The sequence below is a fragment of the Streptomyces sp. genome (genome assembly GCF_035644915.1).
Lineage (GTDB): Bacteria > Actinomycetota > Actinomycetes > Streptomycetales > Streptomycetaceae > Streptomyces.
The window spans coordinates 1-10,504 of record NZ_DASQNP010000243.1; the positions used below are offsets into that span (position 1 = coordinate 1).

Here is a 10,504-nt window from a genome sequence, read left to right on the forward strand (position 1 = left end):
CCCCTCGGGGAAGGTCACCGCGGGGCCCGGCGCGCCGCGGCGGCGCGCCGGACCGTCACCACAGGTCGCCGTCGCGCCAGTCGCAGACCAGCACGCCGTTCGGATCCAGCCTGGCCGTCACCGGCAGGACGTACACGCCGCCGTCGTCCTCCTCGGTGCGGACCACGCCCGTGGGCGTGAGCGCCGCGGTACGCCCCTGCCAGCGCTGCCAGCCGCGCGCCGCGTAGAACTCCAGCGCCTCCTCGGAGGAACTCAGCGCCCCCAGGTCGTACGCGCCGCGCACCACCCGCTCCAGCTCCCCCATCAAGGCGGCGCCGTGGCCGCGTCCGCGCCGGTCGGCACGGACCGCGACCCCCTCGACGTAGCCCGCCCGCAGCGTCCGCCCGCCGTGCAGCAGGCGCCGCTGGACCAGCGCGGCGTGCCCGACCAGCTCGGAGCCCTCCCACAGCAGGGCGTGCACACCGCCCAGGGCGTGCTCCCAGTCCTGGTCGCCGAAGTCCCCCTCGAACGCCTCGTCGAGCAGGGCCCGGGCCGCCGTGCGGACGGCGTCGTCCAGATCGGCGGTGTGGACGACACGGATGGTGCGTTCGGTGCTCATGGTGCTGGTGTTGCTCATGGTGTGAACCTCGGCCATGCGCGCCATCCTGGCAGCACACGCCGCCGCCCGTCACCGTTTCCCACGGTGACGGGCGGCACAAGGGGGCAGGGGGCGGTGTCTCAGCGGCGTCCGCGCAGCCTGCTCAGGGCACGCTTGGCCTCGGTCCGCTTCCGGGGGTCGGAGGCGGCCCGTTTGGCCTGCTGGGTCAGCCGGCGGCCCTGCGGGCTGCGGGCGAACGCGGCGATCTTGCTCAGGATGCCCGGCACTGTTCCTCCAGGTGCTCGTGTGTGCCCGGCGGGGTGAGCACACGACCGTCGATGGTCCGTTTCCTGCCTCCTACCCCGGCCGGGGCGGGTGATGTCAGCCCGCGGACAGCGGCACCGGCGGCACCGGCTGCGGCACCGTTCCGGCCCGGTCCGGCGCACCTGCGGAGAGGGCCGGCGGCCGCCGCGGATCGTGTTCCGGGGCGGAGCGGCCCGATCTAGGATGAGGCGCAGTTCGCTGTGACCGCGGGCGGGAGGGAGGAGCGGTGAAGCGTCCCACGATGGTGGACATCGCCCGTCGTGCGGGGGTGACCAAGAGCGCGGTGTCCTTCGCGCTCAACGGCCGGCCGGGGGTGTCGGAGGCGACCCGGGCCAGGGTGCTGGCCATCGCGGACGAACTGGGCTGGCAGCCCAACAGCGCGGCCAGGGCCCTGTCGGACGGCAGGGCCGGGGCCTTCGGCCTGGTGGTGGACCGTCCGGCCCGCTCGCTGGGCATCGAACCGTTCTTCATGCAACTGGTCTCGGGCATCCAGGGCGAACTGTCCGAGGACGGCACCTCGCTGCTGTTCACCATGGCCCCCGACGCCGACGCGGAGATAGCCACCTACCGGACCTGGTGGGCGCAGCGCAAGGTCGACGGCGTCTTCCTCGTCGACCTGCGCGTCGACGACCCGAGGGTGCGCGCCCTGGAGGAACTGCGCCTGCCCGCCGTGGTGATCGGCTCGCCCGCCGGCTCCGGAAGCCTGCCCACGGTGTGGAGCGACGAAGCGGCGGCGGTGCGCACCGCCGTGGCCCACCTGGCCGGCCTGGGGCACCGCTCGATCGCGCACATGACCGGCCCCGCCACCCTGCGGCACTCCGTCATCCGCGCCGAGGCCTTCGCCGCCGCGACCGCCCAACGGGGCATCACCGGGCGGAGCGTGGAGGCCGACTACAGCGGCGAACAGGGCTTCGCCGCCACCCGCGCCCTGCTGGAGGGCGCCGACCGCCCCACCGCGATCCTCTACGACAACGACGTGATGGCCGTGTCCGGCCTGAGCGCCGCCCAGAGCCTGGGCGTACGCGTCCCCGACGACGTCTCCCTGGTGGCCTGGGACGACTCCCCGCTGTGCGAACTGGTCCGCCCCGCCCTGACCGCGCTGCGCCGGGACATCGCCGCCTACGGCGCCCTGGCGGCCCGTCAACTGCGCGATGTGACGAGCGGCCACACCGTCGAACACCGCCAGGCCCCCGACCCCACCCTGACCATCCGCGACAGCACGGCCGCCCCCTCCCGCGACGCCGCGGCGCTCTGAGAGCGGCCGGGACGGGACCGAGCCGGGTTCCCGGACCGTCCCGCCCGGGAACCGGAGGGACGGGAGTCCCGCGCACCCCTCCCTCCGGTACCGCCGCGGCGGCCCGTCCCGGTAACCGCCCCTTCCTTCAACGGAAGTTGGGGGACCGCACCGGCTGCTGCCATCCTGGACGCCATGGCCCGGGGGAGTGCTGAGGAAGACGCGGACCGCAACCTTGCGCGACGCCGGCGGAGGATCGGCGTCGCCGTCAGCTCCGCGGCGACCGCGCTCGCGCTGGTGCACGTGATCCTGCCGGACCTGAAGATCGACAACACCACGGTCGCCCTGCTGGTGATCGCCGTGGTGCCGTGGCTGGGCGACCTGTTCCACAGCATCGAGCTGCCGGGCGGCGCGAGACTCGAGTACAGGCAGCTCGAAGAGCGCATCGGGGCGGCGGAGGAACGTGCGACACGCCTGGACCAGGAGGTGGACGGAGCCGCCGCGACCGCCCGGGTGGCCCTCGCCGCGGCCGGCGTCCCCGACCGGGACACGGCCGGGGAGGAGGACGACCCCCGGGCCGGGGAGGAACTCGGGCGTCTCGTCGCCGAGTACACGCGGGTGCGCGAGTCGATGCCCAGCGGCCCCGCGCGCACCGCACGGCAGGAACACGTCTTCGCCGAGATGCTGAAGGTGGCACCCCGCGTACGCGATCTCGACGTCGACGCCATGCTCGGCTCCGAGGAGCCCGGCGAGCGCCTGGCCGCCGTCGCCCGCCTGTACGTCCTCCCGGACACCACGAAGTTGGACGGACTCGTGGACGCGGTCCTCCGCGAGGAGGTGCCCTTCCTCGTCCACTGGGGGGCCAACGTCCTCGAACGCCTGGTGAGCGAGAAGGGCGCGGAGGAGGTTCCCATCGGTGCCGTCCGGCGCCTCCGCGCAGGGCTCCGGGCCCTTCCCGCCGACAGCGACCGGGCCGCCGTCTTCCGGCGCGTCCTGGCGAAGTTCGACCCGCCCGGCACCGGCGTCATCGGAGGGATCCCGCGGTGGTGACGCCGGGGCGTCCGCCGTCCGGCGCCCGGCCCCTCCCCGCCGCCCGCACACCCTCGCCGTCCTGGTTCCGGCGCCCTGTGGGAGGGTGACGCACATGAACACGACACCGGACGGGCGTCCCGTACCGCCCCCGCACGCGGGCGAACGCGCCATGCTGGAGAGCTGGCTGGAGTTCCACCGGGCGACGCTCGCGCTGAAGTGCGAGGGGCTCGACGACCGTCAGGTGCGCCTGGCCTCCGTGCCGCCGTCGCCGATGACGCTGCTGGGCCTGGTCCAGCACATGGCGGAGGTCGAACGGAACTGGTTCCAGCGGGTGTTCGCCGGTCTCGACGTGCCTCCGCTGTACGAGGGGGACGGTTTCGGCCTCGTTCCGGAGCGCGGGATCGACGAGGCGCTGGCCGTCTGGCGGGCGGAGATCGCGCGGGGCCGCGAGCTGATCGCCGGCTCCTCGCTGGACGACTCCGGCCGGCTCTCGGAGCGGGAGGCCGGGCACGCCGGGCACCAGGAGGTCTCGCTGCGCTGGATCCTGGTCCACATGATCGAGGAGTACGCGCGCCACAACGGCCACGCGGACCTGGTCCGGGAACGCATCGACGGCGTCACGGGGGCCTGAGGTGGGCCGGCACGTCACGTCCGGCCCACCTACGACCCGCTCCCGTCGCGGTCAGCAGACCGGCACGCCGGGGACCTGGTTGTCCGGCGTGCTGAGGTAGATGTTGGTCATGTAGCCGCCGTACTGGGGCAGGTGGGCCCACCAGTCGTTGACGTACGGCGGCACGCTGACCTGCTGGCCGCGCACCTGGCAGCCGACCAGGACCTCGACTCCGGCGGGCAGCGTGGTGAGCGCGGCCGATCCGGTCGTCGTCTGGGCGCGGACCCGGACCCCGCTGCCCCACGTGCCGACCCAGGTGCCCGCCGGGCGCGACGCGCCGGGGACGTTCAGCGAACGGGTCAGCCGGCCCACGTCCGAGTAGGCCTTGCCGTACGAGGTCCCGTTCGGGTGGAGGGTGAGGACGGCCACGATGGAACGGTCCCCCGCGCCGACCACGCCCGTCGTGTGCAGCGCCGGACGCGAGAGGTCCACGGCGTCGGCGCCCGCGTCCGCCCGCGTGCCGGGAGCGGCCGCCTCCGTGCCGGTGCCGTCCGCTCCCCCCGCACCGGTGCCCGTCGTCGCGGTGCAGCCCCCGGAGTCGAAGCCCGACCAGCCCTGCTTCACCGCCCAGGGGCGGTTGAAGGAGCCCGCGATGCCGAAGTGCTGGTCGTAGCCGTCGGTGGCGCAGCGGGTGGACTGCCGCAGGTTGCCCATGACGTAGTCGCGCACGGCCGCCGGGGCGGACTCCAGCAGGTAGCGGTAGATCCGCACGGTGTCGCGTGCCGACAGCGCCGTGTAGCCCCAGTAGCCGGGGTGCGTGGACGGTGGCCGGGCGGTGTCCGTCAGGCCGAGCCGGGGGACCATCCGGTCGATGACGGCGCCTCCGCCGTTGGCCGCCCAGAAGGCGCTGGCCGCGCCGTCGTCGCTGCTGCGCAGCATGGCGTCGACGCGGGAGCGGTCGGTCGCCGACAGGTCGCCGGGCGTGCGGTTCCACAGCAGGTCGAGGGCGATCAGCAGCTTCACCACGGACGCCGACCGGAACTGGGCGGAGCTGTTGAGCTGTTCGGTGAACGTGCCGGTCTGCCGGTCGAAGACGGCGACGCCCGCCGTCACTCCCGCCGGGACCTCGGCCTGGAGGGCCGACGCGGCCGGCGGCGGTGACGGGTCCCCGGCCGGCGCGGCGGTGGCGGAGGCGGTGGTGCACAGCAGTGCCACGGCGGCGGCGGACAGCAGTCCCGCCCGTGTCGCGCGCCGGGCGGGGCGCGGTCCGGAAGCGCTCGTGCCGTCGGTGCGGAGTGACCGGTGCCGCGGGGCGAACGCCCGTCTGAGTCCATTGCGCAGGGCCATGGTCGTCGTACCTCCCGGTGGTGGAGCCTCGATGTGCGCCCGGCCGCAAGTCCGCGCCGGTGAAGGGGCGTTGTGCTCGCACCATTGTCCGGACGGGACCGTGATCCGTCCCGTGCGCGGACAGGACGGAGAGGAATTTTCCGCCGGGGCGTCCGCGCGGCCGGAAGTCCGGCGCCCGTCCGGCGGCGGGTCCCGGCCGTACGCCGTGCGGCCGTCGCACCGCCCCGGGGCCGTCCGGCGGCGTGCGATCTGTCGTGTGCGCGCCATAGTCCACACGGGGCCCGTCATCGTCCACAGACGCCGACCTAGCATCGTGTCCAGTCGCCGCGCGGTAACAGCACGTAAAAACGTGAATACGCATGCGTGTCCAGAAGTCCCCCCTCACCGGATGGAGCATCCCATGCGCAGGACGAGCGCACGGTTCAAGCTGGTCAGCGCTGTGGCCGTCACGGCGGCCGCACTGACCCTCACCGGCGTCAACGCGCTGAACGGCGCGGCCGCGGAGTCCGAGGCCCCGCGCCCGCTGGCGGCCAACCAGCCCATCGGCTTCGGCGCCGGCACCACCGGCGGCGCGGGCGGAAGCACCGTCACCGTGTCGAACGCCAGCCAGTTCACCGAGGCCGTGAAGCGCACCGAGCCGCTGGTCATCCAGGTCAACGGAACCGTCAACCTGAGCAGCATGACCAAGGTGACCTCGAACAAGACCATCATCGGCGTGGGCACCTCCGGCAGGATCACCGGCAGCGGCCTCAACGTCAGCAAGGTCAGCAACGTGATCATCCGGAACCTCACGTTCACGGGGTCGAACGACGACGCGATCAACGTCGAGTACTCCACCAAGGTCTGGATCGACCACAACGACATCTCGGACGCCAACGACGGCGCCCTCGACATCAAGCGCGCCTCGGACAACATCACCGTGTCGTGGAACCGCGTCCACGACCACGACAAGACGTTCCTGCTCGGGCACTCCGACGACAACGCCGGCGAGGACACCGGCAAGCTGCGGGTGACCTACGACCACAACTGGTTCGACGGGACCAACCAGCGCCACCCGCGGGTCCGCTTCGGCAACCCGGTCCACGTGCTGAACAACTACTACAGCAACATCGGCGACTACGGCGTGGCCTCGACCGAGAAGGCCGGCGTGCTGGTGGAGGGGAACTACTTCGAGAACGTCGAGGACCCCTTCCACCTGGGTGAGGGCTCCTCCGACCCCGGCTCCCTGCAGGCGAGGAACAACCACTTCGTCAACTCCGGCCAGGGCCAGACGGGCGGCTCCGTCGCCTCCATCCCCTACAGCTACACGGTCGACAGCCCCTCCAGCGTCAAGTCGATCGTGACGGCGGGGGCCGGCGTCGGCAAGATCTGATCCGAACCGATCGCCCGGGCCGGTCCGGGACGATCCGCACACCGTCCGGGCAAGACGGGGCTCCCGCCCGTCTTGCCCGGACGCGTGCCCGCCGCTATCGTCCTCCGACCCGGCAGGGAAGTTCCACACGGCAGGGGGGCCGTCTCCGACGACGAGCGAGGCAGGCAGTCCATGGCGGAACGCGGGCCCGTACCGGCGCGGCGGCCGGACGGCGGACCGGACCGGCCCACCATCGGGCTGGTCACGGCCAACATCCACCTGGGCGTCGGGGCCACCTTGTGGTCCGGGGTCCTGGCGGCGGCCGAGCGCAACGACGTCAACCTGGTGTGCTTCCCCGGCGGGCCGCTGCGCCCCGGCGGCGCGCCGCGCACCGCGCTGTACGACCTGGTGGGCCCCGAGCGGCTGGACGGCGTCATCTGCTGGACCTCCACCCTCGGCCTGCCCGCCCCGGGCGAGGAACGGGCCGCCCGGCTGGTGCGGCGGCTGGAGGGGTTACCGGTCGTCAGCCTCAACCGCGCCCTGGACGGCCACGAGACCCTGCTGCTCGACAGCTACGCGGGCATGCGGGCGGCCGTCAGCCACCTGGTGAAGGACCACGGCCGCCGCCGGCTCGCCTGCGTCCGGGGGCCGCTGGCCAACCCCGTCTCCCGGGACCGCTACCGGGCCTACACCGACGCCCTCGCCCGGCACCGCATCCCGAAGGACCGGTCCCTGGTCGTCGCCGCGGCGGACTTCGGCGGCGGAGCCGGTGCCTCGGCGATGCGGGTCCTGGTCGACGTCCGCGGGCTGCGGCCCGGCCGCGACTTCGACGCGGTGGTCGCCTGCAGCGACGTCCTGGCCGCCGACGCCCTGCGGTTCCTGACCGGGCAGGGCATCCGGGTGCCCGAGGACGTGGCGGTCGTCGGCTTCAACGACTCGCTGGAGGCCCGGCTGGCCGATCCGCCGCTGACCTCGGTCGCGCTGCCCTTCGCCGAACTCGGCGCACTGGCCGTGGACACCCTCCTCGCCCGGCTGCGGGGCACCGCGCCGCCCCCGCGGAGCGTGGTGCCGGGCACCCTCGTCGTGCGCCGCTCCTGCGGCTGCCACTCGCCCCTGGTCTCCCAGGGAGCCGGCGCGGACGGGCCGCCCGGCAGCCCCGCCGGCGAACCCCTCCCCGAGGAGCTGTTCCCGGACCTGCCCTCCCACGGCCCGGCGCTGTCCGCGGCGCTCCGCGCCGACCTCGGCGCCGGCGGCAGCGGCACGCCGGCCCACGGCTCGCCGCCTGACGGGTCGTCACCCGGTGCGCCGTCACCCGGCGATGCCTTCCTGTGCCTGGTCGAGCGACTGGTCGGCAACCGGGTCCGGACGGCCGAGGACGCCGCCGACTGGGACCGCGCGCTGCTGCGCGCCCGCGACCTGGCGGCCCCCCGGCTGCCCCCGGAGGGCCGGGCCCGGGTCGAACGGCTGATCGGCCAGGCCCGGTTGATGGTGGCCGACAAGTCCCACCGGCTGCTGGAGTACGAGCGCTGGGCCGACCAGCAGAACTCCCGCCGCCTGCGGGACCTGGGCACCGAACTGACCACCGCCGTCGACATCGGCGCGCTGACCGGGGCGCTGGCCCGCCACCTGCCGTACACCGGCGTGCCCGAGTGCCACCTGGTGCTCTACGAGGACGGTCGGCGGCCCGCGGGCGGCGAGGGCCGCCTCCTGGCCCGGCCGGTGCCGCCGCCCGGCGAGCGCCCCCGGCACCGGACGGGCCCGTACCAGGCGGCGCCGGACGACCCGTACGCCGTCCCCCACCCCGCCGAACTGCTGCTGCCGGACGGACTGCTGCCGCGGGACCGCCGCTTCACCCTGGTCCTCGAACCCCTCCACATCGGCGACGAGCAGCTCGGCTTCGCCCTCTTCGACGGCGGTCCCCACCAGGGCGCCGCGCGCCGGGGCGCGCTCTACCGCGCGCTGGGCGACCAGATCAGCGCGGCCCTCAAGGGCATCCGGCTGTTCGACGAGGTGCGCCGCGCCCGCGACGCCGCCGAGCAGGCCAGCCGGCTCAAGACCCGGCTGCTGGACAACGCCACCGACGAGCTGCGCACCCCGGTCGAGGCGATCCTGCGCCACACCCGGATTCCCGGCGCCGACACCGGTACCGACCCCGACACCGGCGCCGTCGCCGCGCTGCGCCGCGCCCACGACGACGCCGGACGCCTGCTGCGGCTGATCGACGACCTGCTGGACCTGTCCCGGTCCGAGATCGACGCCCTCGACCTGTCCCGCCGGCTGCTGGATCCCCGGCCGGTGCTGGCCGAGGCGTTCCACAGCGCCGTCTGGACCCGCCGTCCCGCCGGTGCCGACTGGCAGTTGGTGCTGCCCCGCCGCCTCCCCGCGATCCGGGCCGACGCCCCCCGGCTGCGCCAGATCGTCGTCAACCTGCTGACCGCCGCCGCCGGGCACCTCGCGGACGGCGGCCGGCTGCGGCTGGTCGCCGACGTCCTCCCCACGCTGCTGCGCGTCCGCGTCGTCTCCGCGGGCCTGTACGTGCCGCCCGCGGAGGCCGAGCACCTCTTCCAGCCCTTCGCCTCCGGGGAGCCCGGCACACGGCTCGGCCTGGCCATCGCCCGGCGGCTCGCCGCCCTGCACGGCGGATCGGTCACCCTCGACCACGGCCCCGCCGGCAGCGGCTTCCGGCTGGACGTGCCGCTGCCCACGCCCGTGGAACCCTCCGGCTCCCCGGGCGTCCCCGCCCCGGGCGCCGGACGCACCGTGCTGGTCGCCGCCGCGGCCGCGCCGCCCCCGGAGGTCGCCGCCCTCGCCCGGCGGCACGGGCTGCGACTGCACCGCCTGGACCCGGACGACGACCTGGCCTCGCTGGTCGCGCAGGGCAGGCCGTACGCCGTCGCCTGGGACGCCGACGGGGCACGGCCGCAGGAGTGGGCCTCGGTCCAGCGGCTGCACGACCACCCGGCGCTGCGCCACACGCCCTTCCTGCTCTACGGCCCCGTCTCCGGGCCCGACCTGGACCAGGCGCTGCGCGCCCTGCGGCCCCCGGGCCTGACCGACCCCGCGGTGGTCGTGGACGGCTCCGGGCCCCGCCGCGAGCAGTGGCGGCGGCTGCTGGCCGGGGTGCTGCCGGGCCGTACGGTGCGGACCGCCGCGGACGGCACCGCCGCCCTGGCCCTGCTCGCGGAGGACACCCCCTGCCTGCTCGTCGTCTCCCGCGAACTGCCCGACATGGACGGCTTCGACGTCGCCGAGGGGATGTGCGACGGCGCGGGCCGGTCCGACCTGCCCGTCCTGGTGCTCAGCGACCGCGGCTTCAGCGCCGACGACGTGCGCCGCGCGGAACCGCACCCGGGCATGGTGTTCCTCGGCCGGGACATCCTGACCGAGGCGGAGACCGCCGCCCTGCTGGCCGCCATGGCCCGGCGCGCCGAACCGGGCGGCCCCCGCACCCGGGCCCCGGTCCGCCGCGCCGTCGCCTACCTGGAGCAGCACTACCGCCACCGCATCTCCCGCTGGCAGGTCGCCCAGGCGGCCGGAGTGAGCGAGGACCACCTCAGCAGGCTCTTCCACCGGGAACTGGGGGTGCCGCCGTGGGACTACCTGACGCGGCTGCGCGTCCAGCGGGCCAAGGAGCGGCTGCGGCACAGCGGCGACAGCGTCCAGGCCGTGGCCCGCGCGGTCGGCTTCCACGACCGCGCGTACTTCAGCCGCGTCTTCCGCAAGGTCACCGGAGTCGCCCCGCACGCCTACCGGGAGGCCTCGTAGGAGACGGCCGATGACTTTCAGGGGGTTTGTCGGTGCCGCGGCCGGGTCACCCGGCGGGCGTACTGCACGGCGGGCCGGTGCGCCACGGCCGCCGGCCCCGAAGGCGGAAGTGAGGCGGTAGCGATGACCACGATGGTCAAGGAGATGCTGCGGACCTACCCGGCCGACCTCGGCGGCGTCAACCGCGGGGCCATGGAGCGCTGCATCTCCGAGTGCTTCGACTGCTCCCAGACGTGCACGGCGTGCGCGGACGCCTGTCTGTCC

General features: G+C 74.7%; 8 protein-coding genes and 1 pseudogene. 6 read left to right on the forward strand and 3 right to left on the reverse strand.

Annotation, left to right across the window (positions count from 1 at the left end; genetic code table 11):
• Positions 1 to 55: 55 nt before the first annotated feature.
• Both VE546_RS25805 and VE546_RS25810 read right to left on the reverse strand, forming a co-directional pair.
• Complete coding sequence (locus VE546_RS25805) at positions 56 to 616, reverse strand: GNAT family N-acetyltransferase (RefSeq protein ID WP_324926429.1); 561 nt, start codon at positions 614 to 616, stop codon at positions 56 to 58.
• A 101-nt stretch (positions 617 to 717) separates the two neighbouring features.
• The gene (locus tag VE546_RS25810) at positions 718 to 864 is read right to left on the reverse strand and encodes a hypothetical protein (protein WP_324926431.1); all 147 of its coding nucleotides are present in this window, start codon (positions 862 to 864) and stop codon (positions 718 to 720) included.
• A gap of 263 nt (positions 865 to 1,127) precedes the next feature.
• On the opposite strand from VE546_RS25810, the gene VE546_RS25815 reads away from it, so the two are divergent.
• The 3 genes from VE546_RS25815 (at position 1,128) to VE546_RS25825 (ending at position 3,798) form a co-directional block, all read left to right on the forward strand.
• On the forward strand, positions 1,128 to 2,156 hold the full coding sequence (locus VE546_RS25815; RefSeq protein ID WP_324926433.1) for a LacI family DNA-binding transcriptional regulator: 1,029 nt from the start codon (positions 1,128 to 1,130) through the stop codon (positions 2,154 to 2,156).
• A gap of 174 nt (positions 2,157 to 2,330) precedes the next feature.
• Positions 2,331 to 3,185: a hypothetical protein gene (locus tag VE546_RS25820; RefSeq protein WP_324926435.1), complete on the forward strand. Its 855-nt coding sequence runs from the start codon at positions 2,331 to 2,333 to the stop codon at positions 3,183 to 3,185.
• Between the two features lie 94 nt (positions 3,186 to 3,279).
• The gene (locus VE546_RS25825; RefSeq protein ID WP_324926437.1) at positions 3,280 to 3,798 is read left to right on the forward strand and encodes a DinB family protein; all 519 of its coding nucleotides are present in this window, start codon (positions 3,280 to 3,282) and stop codon (positions 3,796 to 3,798) included.
• A gap of 51 nt (positions 3,799 to 3,849) precedes the next feature.
• Here VE546_RS25825 and VE546_RS25830 read toward each other — a convergent pair whose 3' ends face one another.
• Positions 3,850 to 5,124 (reverse strand): hypothetical protein, encoded by a 1,275-nt coding sequence (locus VE546_RS25830; protein ID WP_324926439.1) that lies wholly within the window; start codon positions 5,122 to 5,124, stop codon positions 3,850 to 3,852.
• A 400-nt stretch (positions 5,125 to 5,524) separates the two neighbouring features.
• Between VE546_RS25830 and VE546_RS25835 the strand changes: the two genes are divergently transcribed.
• The 3 genes and pseudogenes from VE546_RS25835 to VE546_RS25845 all read left to right on the forward strand — a co-directional run.
• A complete protein-coding gene (locus tag VE546_RS25835; RefSeq protein ID WP_324926441.1) occupies positions 5,525 to 6,496 on the forward strand; it encodes a pectate lyase family protein in 972 nt (323 codons plus the stop codon).
• Between the two features lie 171 nt (positions 6,497 to 6,667).
• Entirely contained in the window at positions 6,668 to 10,240 is a 3,573-nt protein-coding gene (locus VE546_RS25840; RefSeq protein ID WP_324926443.1) for a substrate-binding domain-containing protein, read from the forward strand.
• Positions 10,241 to 10,363: 123 nt separating this feature from the next.
• A pseudogene (locus tag VE546_RS25845) lies at positions 10,364 to 10,504 on the forward strand (four-helix bundle copper-binding protein); the annotation flags it as partial.